Raw genomic sequence first — 20,650 nt, 5'->3', positions numbered from 1 at the left:
TTTTAAGACGACTGATGTTCATTGCCAGCATACATTTGACTAAAATAAACATCAATTATGAAAACAATCAAAACTCTATTGTTGCTGTGCCTGTTTATAAATGGGTGTAAGTCAAATCAAGAACTAAAAACTATTTTTTCATTTGAGGTTGGTTCTGAAAAAATCACTGGAATTCTGGTCTCTAAGTATAATTTTGAAAGTGAAAAGTTTGTAGAATTGGAATCTCTATCCTTTGGTGAGCTTGGTGAAAATTATCGAATAATAGATCAGTATTTGGAGCCTTCTATTTATACCGTAAAACTGAATACAGGCAAAGAAATGAGAATTGCGGTGGAGCAAAGTGGTTTAATCAAGTTAAGGTTAGATGAGGAGATTTTATTGGAGTCCAATGTGGCAGCTGAGTCTAATTTCAACCAAAGTATTGAAAGCCTTAATAAGGAATTTTTTGCGGATATGATTCAGGATTTTGATCTGGCCATGAAAAATAATGATGTGGAACGGATTGCTGAATTAGAAAAAAGGAAAGACGAAGTTTTGGTCAAATTTATAGCAGCAATGGAAAATCTTGTTCGCAAAATGGGACCTTCAGCCTTGGCATATGACGCCTTGGCTTATTTTGACCTTTATAAGAACAATAAGTTTTTCAAGGAAATGTTAGAAAAATTTGAAGCCGAATATCCAGAAAGTGGAATGAGCAGTTCACTACGGATAAGAATAGATATGGCAGATCAGTTCAAAATTGGAGGTAAGGCTATAAATTTTAAAGCTAATAATATGGAAGGGTCTTTAGTGGATCTTGCCCATTTTAAGGGTTCTTATGTGCTGGTAGATTTTTGGGCATCTTGGTGCAGGCCTTGTAGGGTTGAAAACCCCAAACTAATGGTACTCTATGAGGAATATAAAGATGTCAAGTTCGATATTATTGGTGTTAGTATTGATTCAGATGCTTCTTTATGGCGAAAAGCAATTGAAAAAGATGGAATTGGTTGGAATCAAATCCTGGATAAAGACCAATCAATCTTTAAACTTTATCTGCTTTCATCACTTCCTTCCAATTTTTTGTTAGATCCTGAAGGAATAATTATAGCAAAAAACATCAATGCAGAAGAGCTTGAGGTGAAATTGAATGCAGTAAGATAAGTATAGCTGAAAGCAGCTTACTATGGCGAAAATCATTTCCTGACAAAGGGAATGATTTCGCCTTTGGCCAATCTATATTTTTCAACTTCTTCTTTAGGTAATTTTTGCGTATAATCAACTTCTTCAACCTTAAAACCAATACTTCTTAATTTGTCAAAATAATCCTTGCCATAAATACGAACATGGTCATATTGACCAAAAATTTTTGCTCTTTCCTTTCTATTGGTTATGGAATCATCTTCAAAAGTTTCCGCTCTTTTTAGGTCCTGCGGAATTTGAAAAACCCCCCAACCTCCCGGTTTTAGAATGCGAAATAACTCTTGCATAGCAGTAGTGTCATCAGGGATATGTTCCAAAACATGGTTGCAGAGAATTATATCAAAAGAATCATCCTTAAATGGAAGATTGCAGATATCTGCTTTTACTTCGGCTAATGGAGAGTTTAAATCAGTTGTGGTGTAATCAATATTGGTTAGTTGTTTAAATCTCTTATGAAAAGCTTGTTCCGGCGCAAAATGAAGCACTTTATTTGCTTTGGTAAAGAAGTCAGTTTCATTTTTTAAATACAGCCATAGCAATCTGTGCCGTTCTAAAGATAGGGTAGAGGGGGAGAGCACATTTTCCCTGGGATTTTCATAACCATAAGGCAGAAATGCTCTAAAACTTTTTCCGTCAATAGGGTCAGTGTAATTATTCCCTTTTAAAGAAAAGGCTACTAATGGTCTTACCCAATAACTTAGTTTAATAAGTAATGGTCTTGGGATAAGGTTCAAGAAAAATTTAAAGAGCCGTTTCATTTGGTTTTATCCTGGCAAAAGCAAGATGGTGTGGTCTAAAGTTGTAATTTTTTACTTCTAAACTCTTCTTCTTCATTGTTTACAATACCAAGGGCATCATAAATATATTGGAAAGTGGAAAGCAGTTCTGGCTTTCCATCTATAAGGGCTACATCATGCTCAAAATGAGCGCTGGGTTTTCCATCAGCAGTCAAAATGGTCCATCCATCCTTAAGTTGCTTTATTCTTCGAGTACCCATGTTTACCATAGGTTCAATGGCCACAACCATTCCATCCACAAACTTCTTCCCACGACCTCGTTTACCATAGTTAGGCATTTGAGGGTCCTCATGAAGCTCAGTGCCCAATCCATGACCTACCAATTCTCTAACGATACCATACCCATGGTTTTCACAATAGTTTTGAATGGCAAAACCAACATCACCCACTCGGTTTCCCAATTTAAATTCTCGAATTCCCATATAAAGGGATTCCTTAGTGACCTTAAGTAATTTTTTGGTGTCTTCTGCTACCTCGCCAACTTCAAAAGTATATGCATGGTCTCCATAGAATCCATTTTTGAATGCGCCGCAATCCACTGATATGATATCTCCATCTTTAAGTAGTTCATTATTTGGAATACCATGTACAACCTGCGCGTTTGGACTCCAATTCAATGTGTTGGGAAAATCGTACATACCCAAAAAACCTGGCTCTGCTCCTTGCTCGCGAATAAAATCCTCAGCCAATTTGTCCAGCTGTAATGGATTTGCTCCTGGCTTAATCTCAGAGGCCAACATCCCTAAAGTTCTGGAAACCACTAATGCACTTTCTCGCATTAGTTCTATCTCCTCTGCAGTCTTAATCTTTATCATGAGGGCAAAGATAAGAGGAAATCAATTAATTGTGGTTTCATAAGAAACAGGAGAATTTTCGCTATATCAATGATTCTTGAGTCATCAGCGAAGGTTTTTCAACTCCAATTAATTTTAAAATAGTTGGAGCTATATCACCCAATACCCCATCCTTTATTTCTTTGATATCATTGTCTACCAATATAAGCGGAACTGGATTTGTTGTATGGGCAGTATTGGGACTTCCATCTGGGTTTACCATGGTGTCGCAATTTCCATGATCAGCGATCACTATTGTTGAATAACCATTTTCCAATCCAGCCGTAATGACGTCTTTGGCACATTCATCAACAGTTTCACAGGCTTTGATTGCGGCTTCCATAATCCCTGTATGGCCTACCATATCTGGATTTGCGAAGTTAAGGCACACAAAACTAGCTTCTCCTTTTTGTAACTCTGGTATAATGGCATCCCTAATTTCATAGGCGCTCATTTCCGGTTTCAAATCGTAGGTCGCCACTTTGGGCGAAGGACATAAAATTCTTTTTTCTCCATCAAAAGGTTCTTCTCTACCTCCATTGAAGAAGAAGGTCACATGGGGATACTTCTCTGTTTCTGCAATACGTATTTGTTTTTTTCCGTTCCTGGCAAGAACTTCGCCTAGCGTATCTTTTAGATTTTCTTTGTCGTATACAACTTTAACACCATTGAACGAATCATCATAATTGGTCATAGTAACATAGTACAGGTCCAACTTATGCATATTTTGTTCATGAAAGTCTTGCTGATTTAATACTTGTGTAAGTTCCCGCCCTCTATCCGTTCTAAAATTGAAGAAAATTACAACGTCTCCATTCTCAATTTTTGCCAAGGAATTAGATGCCGTATCGGTTAAGACCAATGGCTTTATGAATTCATCCGTAACACCTTGATCATAACTTTTTTGAATGGCCTCAGAAATATCCTTTACCTTTTCTCCTTCATTATTCACCATTACATCGTAGGCCAATTTAACCCGCTCCCATCTTTTATCACGATCCATGGCGTAATACCGCCCTATAACGGTTGCAAGTTTGGTATTTTTATCTGAGCAGTAGTCGGTAATATCTTGCAAAAAACCTTTCCCGCTTTTTGGATCGACATCCCTCCCATCTGTAAACGCATGAACAAAGGATTTTTGCACCCCACTTTCATGGCATGCTTTTATTAAAGCTTTTAAATGGTCTACATGGCTATGTACACCGCCATCACTTACCAAACCTAAAAAATGTACAGGTTTGTTGTTGGACTTGGCATAATCAAAAGCATCATTTAAAACCACTTCTTGTTTAAGCGTGTCTTCTTTTACGGCCTTATTGATTTTTGCTAAATCTTGGTAAACTATCCTTCCTGCACCCAAGTTCATGTGGCCCACTTCACTATTTCCCATCTGACCTTCTGGAAGACCTACGTTCATTCCGTCTGTAAGCAGATTTGCATCAGGGTATTTGGAATATAGAGAATCTACAAATGGAGTATTTGCTTGAGCGATAGCTGAAATTTTTGGGTCTGGCGATTTACCCCAGCCATCCAATATCATCAGGATTGTCTTCTTGTTCATGGTATTGTATTGAGTTCCAAAAATATAATGATTTAGCTGGATGCCCTAGTCTTTTTAGGCTTTTCTACTTGCGGATTTGTTAATAATTTATGTTAAAAAAAACGGTGTTGTTAAAGTTTAGTTATTTAAGTGTTAATGCTGTAACATTTGGGGATTGACGGAGTCTATTTTTATATAAGTTAAATCTATAATCAAAAATTATTCATCATGAGAAAAACAATCCTAACAGTAGCTGCAGCATGTATGCTGGCAGTTACAGGCGTATGCGCCAATGAAACAGCAACAACTTTTGAAGCTGATTTGAATTCGACAGAGGTTTCTGTTGAACTTAGTTCCTTTTGCAAAGCAATTGTAAAAGGGGATTTTGAAACAGTGAAAAAGCTGATTGAATTGGGAGAGGATGTAAATCAAAAATCGCTAGGAATGGCTCCAATCCATTTTGCAGCTCGTTACAATCAAACGGAAATTTTGGAGTTGCTTATTGCTAATGGAGCAAACATTAAAAAGCGATGTGACAAAGGCTATACTGCGAAAAAATATGCTGAGCTATCAAATGCGGTGGAAGCAATGGAAATACTTAAATTGGCTATGAAGAAATAAATTGAGGAGTTTATTCATTCAGCAAAAAGCCCATCCAAAGGATGGGCTTTTTTATTCATCTACTTTTATAGTGTTCATGTAAAAGAGTAAACGATTCTCGTTTTTTTTAAAAATCGAACCCAGTAAAGGCTCGATATAAAAATGCGTACAGTGCCATAAATAACAGTATGCCGCAAAATATAGCATATCCTTTCAGTAAAAGGACAACAAAGCTAGGCCTACAGTCATCAAACGCTTCCGTGTAAAGACTTTTGAAATGTAATAGTGTTCCCATGTGTTCTTCTCGTTAGATAGCACAAAGGAGGTTATAGATAGGTATTAATGATTTGGGGTCAATCAAAGGTAGTCAAAATTGATGAATAGAAAGTTTTAATCGATGAACACACCGATTCTATCGACCTGAATATTTTTCAATGGCTTCTTTGATTTTTTCAATCCTGTTTTCTGGGTCGGGATGGGTACTTTGAAATTCTGGAACTCTATTTGGACCAGCAGCTGATTTTAAAATTTCCATCACCTTGATCATTTCGTATGGGTCATAGCCAGCCTGAATCATAAATAATACTCCGAGCTCATCACTTTCCAGTTCATCACCCCTTCCATTTTTCAACAATGTATTCTGGCCAATACCGCTTACCAAGCTGCCCATATCACCACCAACCGATGCGCCGGTTGCCAAAGTTTGCCAAAAACTGCTTTCAGCGATCCGTTCAGCAGAGTGCCTTCCTATTACATGACCAATTTCATGACCAAGTACACCTGCCAGCTGTGCTTCTGTAAGTTGCGAGAATAGGGCATAAGTAATAAAACACTGCCCACCGGGCAATGCAAATGCATTTATGGCTCTATCATCAGCCAATAAATGAAAATCATATCTATAAGGTGTTTCTCTTGCTATACTATTCTGAATGAGCTTATTGCCTACAGCATCTACTAAAGCTTGCATTCTTTCATCTGGATACAGTCCGCCATGCTGTTGGGCCATTTCTGGAGCACTTTGCAAACCAATGGCAATCTCCTGGTCAGCAGACATGTTTATGTTTTGAACTCTTCCTGTATATGGATTCTCTTCCTTATTACTGCAGCGTTGGACAAATGCAAAAGCTACAATAGCCAAGCCGATAAGGATACGAATTTTCCAACTTCCTCTTCTCATGGTAATAGTGTTCTTAGAAATTCAAGATACAAAAAAGGCTTATAACAGGTTTTGATTGATATCTAAAATATTATTTTGAATGTAAGTCTTTAGAAATCCGGTAGTAAAATGTTCGCAGCCAACAAAATCTTCATTTTGAAGTAACTTAAGAATATTCTTTTTTCTGAAGGCAGTCAACATAGGAATTGATATAGGGGCATAGCTATAGTGCCAAGGTTCGTATTTGAAACCTCTTCTTTTGGGTTCATCGGTATAAACCAAATAGAATCCAAAACTTTCTGAGTTTTCATCAAGCCATGCCTTAAACTTCATGAATGGACCTCCTTCTTCAAATTTTTCAGGAACAAGAACATCACCGGTAATTTTAGGAAATCCATCAATAATATCAATGTCCGTTCCCCAGTGATGCCTGCTGGTGCCAGGGATTGTGGAATATTCAATAATTTTATCAATGGCATCCAAGGGTTGCATTTCATCATCTTCTGTGTAACGTAGGTACTTTCGTTCCCAAATACCTTCCTGTCTGTAAAAATCTCTGAAACTTGATACCATTTTAATATCAAAACCATCTGAATATGCAGCTTTTTTCATTTTTACAAAAGCCTCATATGCCTCTTCCCTTAAATTAATACCCTCTCCATAAAGTGCTATTTCGGCTTTGCCCATAAGTTCAAGAATAGAATAGTCTGGGTCAGAATTAAGAGTTAAAACCGGTGGAAAAGTACAAGCAAGACCTGAAGCTGCTGTTTTTTTGATGAAAGTCCTTCTTTTCATAGAATGGATTTGATTTATGTGACAAGTTAAGAAGTATTTTTTAGTCCTACTGAATCTTGGGACCGACCATTCTTAATCAGAAATGTACATATACCCTTGAAATTTTTCTCGAGTATCATTTACAGTAAGAATGTAGAAATAAATTCCTGCGGATAGTCCAGAACTTCTGCTGATTACTGTGTTACGATTAGATCGGCCATTAAATTCATTGGAATAGTTCAATTTGGAATAGACCAGAACGCCGTAGCGGTTGTAAATGTTAAGAAGGTTATTGGGAGTATTTTCAATACCATCTATCAATAAAAAATCATTTATCCCATCGTTGTTTGGAGTCAAAAAGTAATTGTCCAAATCTAAAACGGTAAAAGGCTCCAGAAGATCATCCGTCCCTCCTAAAGTAATTATTTCATAGTCGTCTGGAACAAAAGTTTCTGAAGTAATACTGCCTACTTGCAAATTTCCAGAAATAGAAGAATTACCTAATCTTTCCCATCTATTTTCTGTCTTGTTCCAACCAACAACCATTAGGTTTTCAATATCTTCAGCCAGTAATCCTGTATTGCTATTAATGTCCCAAGTTAAGTTTACTACTGAAGGTTGATTGCCTTCTAATCGCCAGAATTCTAATTCGCTTATTTGTAAGTCATCAAATTCCTTGTTGTCGGTATTAAATTGTTGAGTTAAAGAAACTGGATTGTTGGGGTCTTCGTTAAAATAAGCACATCTGGCTAAACTGTTAATTGCATCAGATGTCAAGGTAAGGTGCCTTATCCGGTCACCATCACCTACAGGAAAAGTAATCAGTTCCTTGTTTGTGGCACCTGCATATCCATTAATATGGGTAAGGTTTCCAGAACCAGCATAAAATGAAGTATCTATGAAATTGAGATAATTGTTATTTTCATTTTTTGAAGTAATGATATCACCTACAACAAAGTTTAAATTGTTAGTGACTCCCATCCAAGTTTCAAGAATTAACCCGTTTTCTGTAACAATTTCTAAGTCATCAAAAATTGGGTTTGAAGTCCCAGAAATTCTCAACTGATTTTGGCTATAGAAACCGGTTAGTCCTTGATTTTTATCAAAAACACCATCATCTATCAAGTTAATATGAAACCCAACAGAAGCAGTTGTATGAAATTGAAGGTTTCCAAAATTGTGGACAGCATCTTGCCCCCAAGAAAAGGTTATAAATACTAGGAATAAACCTAAAAATAATGATTGTATGTATTTGTTTCTTATAAACATCTATCTATACGCTTGAAAGAGTACTATAATACCATCGGCAAAACTATCTGTATTGATGGTGAAACCGTCTGTGTTAAAACTTGTAACACTTGCTGAAGTTACACCAAGATTGTTTCCGTTTTGGTTGCCATATCTTAAACCAATACAATGCGAGTTAGAAGCATATCTTGAAATGTCATTGATGGAATTTCCACTTCCACCTACATATATTACCTGTTCCGCAATAGTGTTGCCATCATTTCTGGCAAATCCATTCATCGAACCAAAGGAATTTGCAATACCTGTATTGTTGTTGCCCACTGCATTGTCTGAATTAAGGTTTAAACTTTCCACATTGGCGTGTGCAGAAAATGTAATATTACTGGGTTCAAATGGAAGACCAGTTATGTTTTGATTTCCCAAACCAGAAATTTGGAATGCCCCTACATAGATATTTGCTACATTGGGTACTTCTACCCAGTTGGAGTTGCTATAAAAATGTATACTACGGGTAGTTGTATTGTATATAATAGATCCATCAATAGGGCTGTTTATAGAATTCATTTCTATTGAAGTGGCGTTGTGTACTTGTATCAATTCACCCGCAGTAGGAGTTTGAGCTGCTATGGTCAAAAACGAAAACAATAAAATAACAAATATGGGTACTCTCATTCTTTCTTTTTTAAAGATCTATCCTAGTCTCTTACTATTTGTTGCCACTCTACACCGTCACTCTGAAAAGTATAGCATCTCCCATTACGGATTTGAGTACTGGTTCCTCCACTATCAGCCCTATAGGTTGAACTGAACCTGGTACCGCCTGAATAATTCTTAACAATGTAAACCCTCCCTTGACAACTATTTGCATTTGGTAAGGTTATATTTGGGGAACCACCTGTCATGATAATAGTATGATGATCTTCTGTAAGGGTAATATTATTCGTGATTCTTACGATTGCAGTGGACACAGATCCGTTAACCTCAAGGGTTGAATTGGCCATTTGCCCAGTGTTTATACCTACTCTGGGTTTTGCATTTTGTGCATTTGCACTTCCTTGAATTCTAAAAAGCTCTTTAAGTTGTTGGTCTCTATAATCAAAGCGTTTAAAAAGAAAAGGTTCAGCACCATCATCAGCGATAATAAACTCTAATTCTCCAGCATTGGAAACTCCATTAGATCCAATTTCAAAAAAGTCAGTGCCTGCTGCACTTCCTTTAAGTCTAAAGTTTCCGTCACTATTGGTAAAGAACATAGGTTTATAAAAGGCAGCGGCATCTGCCTGAAATTGTAAAGCTGAAACTCCATTAGCACCTTTAAGATATGTTAGGTATTGATTTCCATCCGTATAATCATTATAATTTTGGACTAATCCTAATGTTTGTCTTCTTCCAAACTCAAGGGTACTAACATTGTTAGATCTTATATCCATACTGACATCATTGGTTGTACCTAAGAATGATCCAGTGTTTCCTGCATTTCCGGTCAAAAGCCAATTTGAGTTTGAAGTAGTGACCCAATTAGTTCCGTTAAAAACTAGTAGTTCACGAGAATCCGTATTGAATAACATTTGTCCCTGCTGCATACCAGTAATGGCATTTATTTCAGAGGTATTTCCTGTATTGAGGCTAAACAGTAAACCTGCCTCAATTTGAGCATAAGAAAAGTGGACCGTTAGAACAAAAATTAATATTGCAAATACTTTTCTCATAGTTATTTATAAATCTAAAATGGTAAACATGAATTCAGAATTAAATCGAAATCGATCGCCTCCACCATTGTCATTATCGCCAACTATGACTTCAAAACTTGATGATGTCTGGTTATTGTAAGATATGCCGGGGTCATCATTTCCAGCTCCACCTCTGCCAGGTTGAGTCAATTGAATGATATAGTTTGCATCCGATACTAATCCAGCTGGTAGATTAACACGATAACGACCATTTCCGCCAAGCTTGGTGACCGTAATACCTGCGGTAGCTTTGGTCACCGATCCATTAGAAGCAATTTTACCAAATGCCTTAATTGGGCTTTCATAAAAAGCGCCTCCATTTGCTGCTACTGTAATGCTATTATTAGTTTCAACACCAACCGTATTTGCCGTTTGAGGAGTAGATGCTTCGTTAGTATAGGTAATTACTCCTGTAGTATTATTTTGAGTTAATGTTGTTGTTGTTTCGTCTACGGACCCACCTCCGTCACTTAAAGAAATAGTAACCCCAGATTTACTTAACGTTTGTGGAGGTCCTACTGGTCCCGCAGGTCCCTGTGGTCCTTGTGGCCCTTGCGGTCCCGGTACTGTTGAGTCGGCCCCTGCGGGTCCCGTTGGTCCTTGCGGCCCCGGTACTGTTGAATCGGCCCCTGCCGGTCCTTGTGGTCCCTGTGGTCCCGGTACTGTTGAATCGGCTCCTGCGGGTCCTTGCGGTCCCTGTGGTCCCGGTACTGTTGAGTCGGCCCCTGCGGGTCCTTGCGGTCCTTGCGGCCCCGGTACTGTTGAGTCGGCCCCTGCGGGTCCTTGCGGTCCCTGTGGTCCCGGTACTGTTGAGTCAGCTCCTGCGGGTCCCGTTGGTCCTTGCGGTCCTTGTGGTCCCGGTACTGTTGAGTCGGCTCCTGCGGGTCCTTGCGGTCCCTGTGGTCCCGGTACTGTTGAGTCGGCTCCTGCGGGTCCTTGTGACCCTTGCGGTCCCGGTACTGTTGAGTCGGCCCCTGCAGGTCCCGTTGGTCCTTGTGGTCCTTGCGGTCCCGGTACTGTTGAGTCAGCTCCTGCGGGTCCCGTTGGTCCTTGCGGTCCTTGTGGTCCCGGTACTGTTGAGTCGGCCCCTGCGGGTCCTTGCGGTCCCTGTGGCCCCGGTACTGTTGAGTCGGCCCCTGCGGGTCCTTGCGGTCCTTGCGGTCCCGGTACTGTTGAGTCGGCCCCTGCAGCTCCTTGCGGCCCTTGTGGTCCCGGTACTGTTGAGTCGGCCCCTGCAGGTCCCTGTGGTCCTTGCGGTCCTTGTGGCCCCGGTACTGTTGAGTCGGCCCCTGCGGGTCCTTGTGACCCTTGCGGTCCCGGTACTGTTGAGTCGGCCCCTGCAGGTCCCTGTGGTCCCTGTGGTCCCGGTACTGTTGAGTCGGCCCCTGCGGGTCCTTGCGGTCCCTGTGGTCCCGGTACTGTTGAGTCGGCCCCTGCAGGTCCCTGTGGTCCTTGCGGTCCCGGTACTGTTGAGTCGGCCCCTGCGGGTCCCGTTGGTCCCTGTGGTCCTTGTGGCCCCGGTACTGTTGAGTCGGCCCCTGCGGGTCCTTGTGACCCTTGCGGTCCCGGTACTGTTGAGTCGGCCCCTGCAGGTCCCGTTGGTCCCTGTGGTCCCGGTACTGTTGAGTCGGCTCCTGCGGGTCCTTGTGACCCTTGCGGTCCCGGTACTGTTGAGTCGGCCCCTGCAGGTCCCGTTGGTCCTTGTGGTCCTTGCGGTCCCGGTACTGTTGAGTCAGCTCCTGCGGGTCCCGTTGGTCCTTGCGGTCCTTGCGGTCCCGGTACTGTTGAGTCGGCCCCTGCGGGTCCCGTTGGTCCCTGTGGTCCCGGTACTGTTGAGTCAGCTCCTGCGGGTCCCGTTGGTCCTTGCGGTCCTTGTGGTCCCGGTACTGTTGAGTCAGCTCCTGCGGGTCCCGTTGGTCCTTGCGGTCCTTGTGGTCCCGGTACTGTTGAGTCGGCTCCTGCAGGTCCCTGTGGTCCTTGTGGTCCTTGCGGTCCCTGTGGTCCCGGTACTGTTGAATCGGCCCCTGCGGGTCCTTGTGACCCTTGCGGTCCCGGTACTGTTGAGTCGGCCCCTGCAGGTCCCTGTGGTCCTTGCGGTCCCGGTACTGTTGAGTCGGCCCCTGCGGGTCCCGTTGGTCCCTGTGGTCCTTGTGGCCCCGGTACTGTTGAGTCGGCCCCTGCGGGTCCTTGTGACCCTTGCGGTCCCGGTACTGTTGAGTCGGCCCCTGCAGGTCCCTGTGGTCCTTGCGGTCCCGGTACTGTTGAGTCGGCCCCTGCGGGTCCCGTTGGTCCCTGTGGTCCTTGCGGCCCTTGTGGCCCCGGTACTGTTGAGTCGGCTCCTGCGGGTCCCGTTGGTCCCTGTGGTCCTTGCGGTCCTTGTGGTCCCGGTACTGTTGAATCGGCCCCTGCCGGTCCTTGCGGTCCTTGCGGTCCCGGTACTGTTGAGTCGGCCCCTGCAGGTCCTTGCGGCCCTTGTGGTCCCGGTACTGTTGAGTCGGCCCCTGCGGGTCCCGTTGGTCCCTGTGGTCCCGGTACTGTTGAGTCAGCTCCTGCGGGTCCTTGCGGTCCTTGTGGTCCCGGTACTGTTGAGTCGGCTCCTGCGGCTCCTTGCGGTCCCTGTGGTCCCGGTACTGTTGAATCGGCCCCTGCGGGTCCTTGCGGTCCCTGTGGTCCCGGTACTGTTGAGTCGGCTCCTGCGGGTCCTTGTGACCCTTGCGGTCCCGGTACTGTTGAGTCGGCCCCTGCCGGTCCTTGCGGTCCCTGTGGCCCCGGTACTGTTGAGTCGGCCCCTGCGGGTCCTTGCGGTCCTTGCGGTCCCGGTACTGTTGAGTCGGCCCCTGCGGGTCCTTGCGGTCCTTGTGGTCCCGGTACTGTTGAGTCGGCCCCTGCGGGTCCCGTTGGTCCCTGTGGTCCCGGTACTGTTGAGTCAGCTCCTGCGGGTCCTTGCGGTCCTTGTGGTCCCGGTACTGTTGAGTCGGCCCCTGCGGGTCCTTGCGGTCCCTGTGGTCCTTGCGGCCCTTGTGGCCCCGGTACTGTTGAGTCAGCTCCTGCGGGTCCCGTTGGTCCTTGCGGTCCTTGTGGTCCCGGTACTGTTGAGTCGGCTCCTGCGGGTCCTTGTGACCCTTGCGGTCCCGGTACTGTTGAATCGGCCCCTGCGGGTCCTTGCGGTCCCTGTGGTCCCGGTACTGTTGAGTCGGCCCCTGCGGGTCCCGTTGGTCCCTGTGGTCCCGGTACTGTTGAGTCGGCCCCTGCAGGTCCCTGTGGTCCTTGTGGTCCTTGCGGTCCCGGTACTGTTGAGTCGGCCCCTGCGGGTCCCGTTGGTCCCTGTGGTCCCGGTACTGTTGAGTCGGCCCCTGCGGGTCCTTGCGGTCCCTGTGGTCCCGGTACTGTTGAGTCGGCTCCTGCGGGTCCCGTTGGTCCCTGTGGTCCTTGCGGCCCTTGTGGCCCCGGTACTGTTGAGTCGGCCCCTGCGGGTCCTTGCGGTCCTTGTGGTCCCGGTACTGTTGAGTCGGCCCCTGCAGGTCCTTGCGGCCCTTGTGGTCCCGGTACTGTTGAGTCGGCTCCTGCGGGTCCTTGCGGTCCCTGTGGTCCCGGTACTGTTGAGTCAGCTCCTGCGGGTCCCGTTGGTCCTTGCGGTCCTTGTGGTCCCGGTACTGTTGAATCGGCCCCTGCCGGTCCTTGCGGTCCTTGCGGTCCCGGTACTGTTGAGTCGGCCCCTGCAGGTCCTTGCGGCCCTTGTGGTCCCGGTACTGTTGAGTCGGCCCCTGCGGGTCCCGTTGGTCCCTGTGGTCCCGGTACTGTTGAGTCAGCTCCTGCGGGTCCTTGCGGTCCTTGTGGTCCTTGTGGTCCCGGTACTGTTGAGTCGGCCCCTGCGGGTCCCGTTGGTCCCTGTGGTCCCGGTACTGTTGAGTCAGCTCCTGCGGGTCCCGTTGGTCCTTGCGGTCCTTGTGGTCCCGGTACTGTTGAGTCGGCTCCTGCGGGTCCTTGCGGTCCCTGTGGTCCCGGTACTGTTGAGTCGGCCCCTGCGGGTCCTTGCGGTCCCTGTGGTCCCGGTACTGTTGAGTCGGCCCCTGCGGGTCCCGTTGGTCCCTGTGGTCCTTGCGGTCCTTGTGGCCCCGGTACTGTTGAGTCGGCTCCTGCGGGTCCTTGCGGTCCCTGTGGTCCTTGCGGTCCCGGTACTGTTGAGTCGGCCCCTGCGGGTCCCGTTGGTCCCTGTGGTCCTTGCGGTCCCTGTGGTCCCGGTACTGTTGAGTCGGCTCCTGCGGGTCCCGTTGGTCCCTGTGGTCCTTGCGGCCCTTGTGGCCCCGGTACTGTTGAGTCAGCTCCTGCGGGTCCCGTTGGTCCCTGTGGTCCTTGCGGTCCCGGTACTGTTGAGTCGGCCCCTGCGGGTCCCGTTGGTCCCTGTGGTCCTTGCGGCCCTTGTGGCCCCGGTACTGTTGAGTCGGCCCCTGCCGGTCCCGTTGGTCCCTGTGGCCCTTGTGGTCCCGGTACTGTTGAGTCGGCCCCTGCGGGTCCCGTTGGTCCCGTTGGTCCCTGTGGTCCTTGCGGCCCTTGTGGCCCCGGTACTGTTGAGTCGGCTCCTGCGGCTCCTTGCGGTCCCTGTGGTCCCGGTACTGTTGAGTCAGCTCCTGCGGGTCCCGTTGGTCCCTGTGGTCCTTGCGGTCCCGGTACTGTTGAGTCGGCCCCTGCGGGTCCCGTTGGTCCCTGTGGTCCCGGTACTGTTGAGTCGGCCCCTGTGGGTCCCTGTGGCCCTTGTGGTCCTTGCGGTCCCGGTACTGTTGAGTCGGCCCCTGTGGGTCCCTGTGGTCCTTGTGGCCCCGTTGGTCCTTGCGGTCCCTGTGGCCCCGGTACTGTTGAGTCGGCCCCTGCGGGTCCTTGCGGTCCCTGTGGTCCCGGTACTGTTGAGTCGGCTCCTGCGGGTCCCGTTGGTCCCTGTGGTCCTTGCGGCCCTTGTGGCCCTTGTGGTCCCGGTACTGTTGAGTCGGCCCCTGCGGGTCCCGTTGGTCCCTGTGGTCCCGGTACTGTTGAGTCGGCTCCTGCGGGTCCCGTTGGTCCTTGCGGTCCTTGTGGTCCCGGTACTGTTGAGTCGGCTCCTGCGGGTCCTTGCGGTCCCTGTGGTCCCGGTACTGTTGAATCGGCCCCTGCGGGTCCTTGCGGTCCCTGTGGTCCCGGTACTGTTGAGTCGGCTCCTGCGGGTCCTTGTGACCCTTGCGGTCCCGGTACTGTTGAGTCGGCCCCTGCAGGTCCCTGTGGTCCTTGTGGTCCTTGTGGCCCCGTTGGTCCTTGCGGTCCTTGTGGCCCCGGTACTGTTGAGTCGGCCCCTGCGGGTCCTTGCGGTCCCTGTGGTCCCGGTACTGTTGAGTCGCCCCCTGCCGGTCCCTGTGGTCCTTGCGGTCCCGGTACTGTTGAGTCGGCCCCTGCGGGTCCCGTTGGTCCCTGTGGTCCCGGTACTGTTGAGTCAGCTCCTGCGGGTCCCGTTGGTCCTTGCGGTCCTTGTGGTCCCGGTACTGTTGAGTCGGCTCCTGCGGGTCCTTGCGGTCCCTGTGGCCCCGGTACTGTTGAGTCGGCCCCTGCGGGTCCTTGCGGTCCTTGCGGTCCCGGTACTGTTGAGTCGGCCCCTGCAGCTCCTTGCGGCCCTTGTGGTCCCGGTACTGTTGAGTCGGCCCCTGCAGGTCCCTGTGGTCCTTGCGGTCCTTGTGGCCCCGGTACTGTTGAGTCGGCCCCTGCGGGTCCTTGTGACCCTTGCGGTCCCGGTACTGTTGAGTCGGCCCCTGCAGGTCCCTGTGGTCCTTGCGGTCCCGGTACTGTTGAGTCGGCCCCTGCGGGTCCCGTTGGTCCCTGTGGTCCTTGCGGCCCTTGTGGCCCCGGTACTGTTGAGTCGGCTCCTGCGGGTCCCGTTGGTCCCTGTGGTCCTTGTGGCCCCGTTGGTCCTTGCGGCCCTTGTGGCCCCGGTACTGTTGAATCGGCTCCTGCGGGTCCTTGCGGTCCCTGTGGTCCCGGTACTGTTGAGTCAGCTCCTGCGGGTCCCGTTGGTCCTTGCGGTCCTTGTGGTCCCGGTACTGTTGAATCGGCCCCTGCCGGTCCTTGCGGTCCCGGTACTGTTGAATCGGCCCCTGTGGGTCCCGTTGGCCCCTGTGGCCCTGTAGGTCCTGTTAAATCTGAAGATGTAAAAACTGTTCCGTTATCGTAATTGATGGTAAAGGTTCCATCATTATTATCTACAAAAGAAAATCCTGTTGTATTGGAAGAATTACAAAGATTAACCCATTGTGCTCCATTGTAAAGGTGCACGCATAATGTTTCAATATTATAAATTAAAGCACCATGCAATGGGTCAATACTTTGCATTTGTGCGGATGTCAATCTGGTTAAGACTAAAGCCTTGTTGTTGCTTTCCAATTCTATAATTGACGAAGGGTCAATTACGTTTGGATTGGTTCCAACTTTAACCTGAGAAAAAACAAAAACAGAAAATAATAGGGCAAAAAAGGGTAAAATTCTTCTCAATCTCATCGCTACACATTTGATAACTGGCTAAAAATAAGAGCATACCCTAGGAATTACCAGTAAATGTTGTGTAGTTAGATAGGAATGTTGTAAAATGAAATATAGCGTGTCAAAAGGCTAATTTATAATGATTTAAGCCGATATATTTGAAGTATTATTCTTACACTTTATCTATCTAGAAAAAGGAAACCTTGATATTCTAATTCTAAATCATCCAAGGTGGCGAGATAATAATAGACGCCTTCGGGAAGGCCAATATCCTGACTTAGTAAAAGACTGCCTGTATTTGAAACTCCTGTGAATTCATCAACATAATTAATTTTTTCAAAAACCTTTTGTCCAAAGCGATTAAATATTCTTAAGCTATTATTTGGAGATTCGGACATGCCTTCAAGTACTAAAAATTCATTAGTACCGTCTCCGTTTGGGCTTAAAAAATAGTTGCCCAATGTAGGATTGTCTACTGCAAAAGTATCTGTTGGCAATGGAACTGTTCCAAAGGTGATGGCCTCGTAATCACTAGGGACAAAGGGTTGAGAGGTAACAAACCCCTGAGAAATATCGCCACTTAAAGCTGAATTACCAATAACGACCCATTGGTTTGCTTGTTTGCTCCAACCAACTACAATAATTGCGCCTGCCGTAGTGTTTGGAATTAGACTCAAAGCGCTTCTTTCATTCCAACTAATGGTTACTGTCGCTGTTTGATCACTCTGTATAATCCAAAATTCCCGATTGGTCACTGTACCAATATCCCTTACTTTTTCCTCCACATTATAACTTTCTAAAATAGAGGATGGGTTAGATGGGTTTTCAAAGAAATACGCACATACGGCTAAAGCTGTTTCATTTTGAGATTCTAAAAGTAATGGCCTCAATTGGAATTGGTCACCTACAGGAAAAGAAAAAATACTTCGGTTAGTAATTGCTGCAAAACCAGTTATTTTGGAGGTATCATTTTCGCCCGTGAAAAAACCATTATTGGAAAAATTAAGATAGGTTGTTTGGTCATTTAGCGGAGAAAGAACATTACCATCTACAAAATTTACGTTGTTAAGCACATTGACTGAATTCTGCAAAAAGACATTGTTGGAAGCCATAACTTCAATATCATTAAAGGTAGGGGATATGCTCCCCGAAACTTGAATGACATTATCTCCATAAAACCCGGCCAATCCTTGATTTTGATCAAAGGTTACCTCATTAATCAGGTTGGTGTGAAAACCTAGATTGCCGTTTGGGTGTATACGAATGTTCCCACTGTTATATAGAGCTGTTTGAGCCTGGATAAAGCTGGTAAAAAGGAAGAACGATATGTAAAGAAGGTTTTTCAAAGTCTTAAAAATCAATTACTGTAAAATACCATGAAGCATCCATTGCTGCCCCAGTCGAATCCGTAATTTGAACAGTAAAATTGTCTACTGCTTGGGTAACCACTTCGATGGAATATCCATTTGCTGCAACGTTCAAAACAGTTAGTTGTATTACATAATCCAATGAAGTTGCATTAGATGAAAAAACTACTTGATAATTTCCTGTTCCAATGATTGCGATACTAGCCCCTGAAATGTTTGCTGGAGTAGCAGTATCTACTTTTCCAATTGCATGGTAAGGACTTTGCCATTCTGCTGCCCCGCTAACAGTTGTCAACACTTGTCCATCCGTTAGAGAGGGTTCTATTTTGGCTGGTGTGATATTAGTGTTTAATATCTTGTCAGTTGTCACGGCATCATCGACAATTTCATCGGTATCGATGGCATCATCCGCCATTTTTGCATTTGTTATGGCATTGTCCGCCACGTCGAAGGACACATCCTCGAAGAGTGCATCTGTGGTCGTTCCCACGAATGCTATCGTCCCATCGGTTGATGTGATGTCCCCATCGCCTGAAATTGCGGTCACGTCCACTTCCAGGGAACCATCCACGGCCTGGTTGAGTCCAGTTCCTGCAACGCTAAGGTCTATTTTATCTGCTGTCACGGCATCATCGACAATTTCATCGGTATCGATGGCATCATCCGCCATTTTTGCATTTGTTATGGCATTGTCCGCCACGTCGAAGGACACATCCTCGAAGAGTGCATCTGTGGTCGTTCCCACGAATGCTATCGTCCCATCGGTTGATGTGATGTCCCCATCGCCTGAAATTGCGGTCACGTCCACTTCCAGGGAACCATCCACGGCCTGGTTGAGTCCAGTTCCTGCAACGCTAAGGTCTATTTTATCTGCTGTCACGGCATCATCGACAATTTCATCGGTATCGATGGCATCATCCGCCATTTTTGCATTTGTTATGGCATTGTCCGCCACGTCGAAGGACACATCCTCGAAGAGTGCATCTGTGGTCGTTCCCACGAATGCTATCGTCCCATCGGTTGATGTGATGTCCCCATCGCCTGAAATTGCGGTCACGTCCACTTCCAGGGAACCATCCACGGCCTGGTTGAGTCCAGTTCCTGCAACGCTAAGGTCTATTTTATCTGCTGTCACGGCATCATCGACAATTTCATCGGTATCGATGGCATCATCCGCCATTTTTGCATTTGTTATGGCATTGTCCGCCACGTCGAAGGACACATCCTCGAAGAGTGCATCTGTGGTCGTTCCCACGAATGCTATCGTCCCATCGGTTGATGTGATGTCCCCATCGCCTGAAATTGCGGTCACGTCCACTTCCAGGGAACCATCCACGGCCTGGTTGAGTCCAGTTCCTGCAACGCTAAGGTCTATTTTATCTGCTGTCACGGCATCATCGACAATTTCATCGGTATCGATGGCATCATCCGCCATTTTTGCATTTGTTATGGCATTGTCCGCCACGTCGAAGGACACATCCTCGAAGAGTGCATCTGTGGTCGTTCCCACGAATGCTATCGTCCCATCGGTTGATGTGATGTCCCCATCGCCTGAAATTGCGGTCACGTCCACTTCCAGGGAACCATCCACGGCCTGGTTGAGTCCAGTTCCTGCAACGCTAAGGTCTATTTTATCTGCTGTCACGGCATCATCGACAATTTCATCGGTATCGATGGCATCATCCGCCATTTTTGCATTTGTTATGGCATTGTCCGCCACGTCGAAGGACACATCCTCGAAGAGTGCATCTGTGGTCGTTCCCACGAATGCTATCGTCCCATCGGTTGATGTGATGTCCCCATCGCCTGAAATTGCGGTCACGTCCACTTCCAGGGAACCATCCACGGCCTGGTTGAGTCCAGTTCCTGCAACGCTAAGGTCTATTTTATCTGCTGTCACGGCATCATCGACAATTTCATCGGTATCGATGGCATCATCCGCCATTTTTGCATTTGTTATCGCATCATTCGCAATATCATCTGTATCCACTTCGCCATTTAAAATTTTATCCGAAGTAACTGCATCTGCTCCTAACTCTGCATTAGTTATTCCTCCCACACTGACATCTAATACAAATGGATTCGCATTATCTCCTAATCCGGTGCGTACTAATGTTCCGTCTGCAGCATCTACAATTTCATTTCCTATAACCCCATCAATCTCGGTAACCGTTAGAGCAGATTCATCTATCAAAACCCAACCACTTAAAGGACCAGCCCATTGTAAAAGTTCTCCACTAGATGTTCCTTCTGCTAATTTATCAAAGGATACCGTAGCATCTTGCAATTGAAGGCCTGTAATAGAGCCTTCTTGTATATCAACAGAACCATTTATGGATGTATCTACAATATTTTCGCCCCGTATTTCTCCAACTTCAAAATTAAAGTTGGTACCATTGGCATCTGGGGTTATGATCATGGTTGGACTAAAATTTACGATGGCATCCGTAGTAAAGGTTTGCTCATCGGGTCGATCACAAAGATTGATCCAAAGGGCTCCATCATAAAAATGAACACATTGCGTGTCTGTATTATAGACAACAGCACCTCTTAAGGGAGATGTGTTTTCCATTTGTATTGTGGTCATTCTGGTAATGACCAATACCCGAGAGTTGCTCTCCAATTCTAAAACGGATGCAGGATCTAATGTTTGTGGGTTGTCACCAATTTTAATCTGCCCTTTAAGGGAAGTCGTCGCTAGGAGTAGGCCAAGGACAAAATATAGAAGTTGTGTTTTCACAGTGTTTGAGTATTTGAGGATTTTCAAAACGTAATTGACAAAACTAACTTTATGATCGGATTATTCTAATTATTACCGTCAAAATACCTTAGTTCTAAGGTGAACGGACATGCCTGTGAATCAAGCTATTTTATAGAATTAACAAAAGTTTAGAGTGTGTTTATTTTTTTATATGCTTCTCAAGGGTTTTC

14 protein-coding genes are annotated in these 20,650 nt (G+C 46.1%); 2 read left to right on the top strand and 12 right to left on the bottom strand.

The genetic code is table 11. The features are described 5' to 3' along the window. Positions 1-57 precede the first annotated feature (57 nt). Complete coding sequence (locus SJY44_RS15845) at positions 58-1,140, top strand: TlpA family protein disulfide reductase (protein ID WP_396590452.1); 1,083 nt, start codon at positions 58-60, stop codon at positions 1,138-1,140. Between the two features lie 32 nt (positions 1,141-1,172). Here SJY44_RS15845 and SJY44_RS15840 read toward each other — a convergent pair whose 3' ends face one another. The 3 genes from SJY44_RS15840 to gpmI form a co-directional block, all read right to left on the bottom strand. Next, on the bottom strand, positions 1,173-1,937 hold the full coding sequence (locus SJY44_RS15840; RefSeq protein ID WP_396590451.1) for a class I SAM-dependent methyltransferase: 765 nt from the start codon (positions 1,935-1,937) through the stop codon (positions 1,173-1,175). A 35-nt stretch (positions 1,938-1,972) separates the two neighbouring features. Beyond that, positions 1,973-2,791: a type I methionyl aminopeptidase gene (gene map / locus SJY44_RS15835; RefSeq protein WP_396590450.1), complete on the bottom strand. Its 819-nt coding sequence runs from the start codon at positions 2,789-2,791 to the stop codon at positions 1,973-1,975. Positions 2,792-2,852: 61 nt separating this feature from the next. Beyond that, positions 2,853-4,370, bottom strand: a complete 1,518-nt coding sequence (gpmI, locus tag SJY44_RS15830; RefSeq protein WP_396590449.1) for a 2,3-bisphosphoglycerate-independent phosphoglycerate mutase — start codon at positions 4,368-4,370, stop codon at positions 2,853-2,855. Positions 4,371-4,577: 207 nt separating this feature from the next. Here gpmI and SJY44_RS15825 point away from each other — a divergent pair, with 207 nt between their 5' ends. After that, on the top strand, positions 4,578-4,970 hold the full coding sequence (locus SJY44_RS15825; protein ID WP_298930027.1) for an ankyrin repeat domain-containing protein: 393 nt from the start codon (positions 4,578-4,580) through the stop codon (positions 4,968-4,970). A 106-nt stretch (positions 4,971-5,076) separates the two neighbouring features. Here the strand turns inward: SJY44_RS15825 and SJY44_RS15820 are convergent, their stop codons facing one another. The 9 genes from SJY44_RS15820 to SJY44_RS15780 all read right to left on the bottom strand — a co-directional run bounded on the left by SJY44_RS15820 (position 5,077) and on the right by SJY44_RS15780 (position 20,459). Next, complete coding sequence (locus SJY44_RS15820; RefSeq protein ID WP_313789959.1) at positions 5,077-5,244, bottom strand: DUF6747 family protein; 168 nt, start codon at positions 5,242-5,244, stop codon at positions 5,077-5,079. A 117-nt stretch (positions 5,245-5,361) separates the two neighbouring features. Further along, positions 5,362-6,126 carry a M48 family metalloprotease gene (locus SJY44_RS15815; RefSeq protein ID WP_298930025.1) on the bottom strand — a complete coding sequence of 255 codons (765 nt, stop codon included), beginning with the start codon at positions 6,124-6,126 and terminating at the stop codon, positions 5,362-5,364. A gap of 39 nt (positions 6,127-6,165) precedes the next feature. Further along, the gene (locus SJY44_RS15810) at positions 6,166-6,900 is read right to left on the bottom strand and encodes a M15 family metallopeptidase (protein ID WP_396590448.1); all 735 of its coding nucleotides are present in this window, start codon (positions 6,898-6,900) and stop codon (positions 6,166-6,168) included. Positions 6,901-6,972: 72 nt separating this feature from the next. Beyond that, positions 6,973-8,148, bottom strand: coding sequence for a gliding motility-associated C-terminal domain-containing protein (locus SJY44_RS15805; RefSeq protein WP_396590447.1), 1,176 nt, complete (start codon positions 8,146-8,148; stop codon positions 6,973-6,975). Next, on the bottom strand, positions 8,149-8,799 hold the full coding sequence (locus SJY44_RS15800) for a hypothetical protein (protein WP_396590446.1): 651 nt from the start codon (positions 8,797-8,799) through the stop codon (positions 8,149-8,151). 23 nt (positions 8,800-8,822) lie between these two features. Next, on the bottom strand, positions 8,823-9,836 hold the full coding sequence (locus SJY44_RS15795) for a hypothetical protein (RefSeq protein WP_396590445.1): 1,014 nt from the start codon (positions 9,834-9,836) through the stop codon (positions 8,823-8,825). 6 nt (positions 9,837-9,842) lie between these two features. Next, the gene (locus SJY44_RS15790) at positions 9,843-16,370 is read right to left on the bottom strand and encodes a hypothetical protein (RefSeq protein WP_396590444.1); all 6,528 of its coding nucleotides are present in this window, start codon (positions 16,368-16,370) and stop codon (positions 9,843-9,845) included. Positions 16,371-16,531: 161 nt separating this feature from the next. Continuing rightward, positions 16,532-17,698, bottom strand: a complete 1,167-nt coding sequence (locus SJY44_RS15785) for a gliding motility-associated C-terminal domain-containing protein (protein WP_396590443.1) — start codon at positions 17,696-17,698, stop codon at positions 16,532-16,534. Positions 17,699-17,702: 4 nt separating this feature from the next. Further along, on the bottom strand, positions 17,703-20,459 hold the full coding sequence (locus SJY44_RS15780; protein WP_396590442.1) for a beta strand repeat-containing protein: 2,757 nt from the start codon (positions 20,457-20,459) through the stop codon (positions 17,703-17,705). Between the last annotated feature and the right edge of the window lie 191 nt (positions 20,460-20,650).

The sequence above is a fragment of the Allomuricauda sp. R78024 genome (assembly GCF_044596045.1).
Taxonomy (GTDB): domain Bacteria; phylum Bacteroidota; class Bacteroidia; order Flavobacteriales; family Flavobacteriaceae; genus Flagellimonas.
The sequence above is the reverse complement of the archived record's forward strand: the minus strand, read 5'-3'. Positions and strand labels throughout refer to the sequence as shown.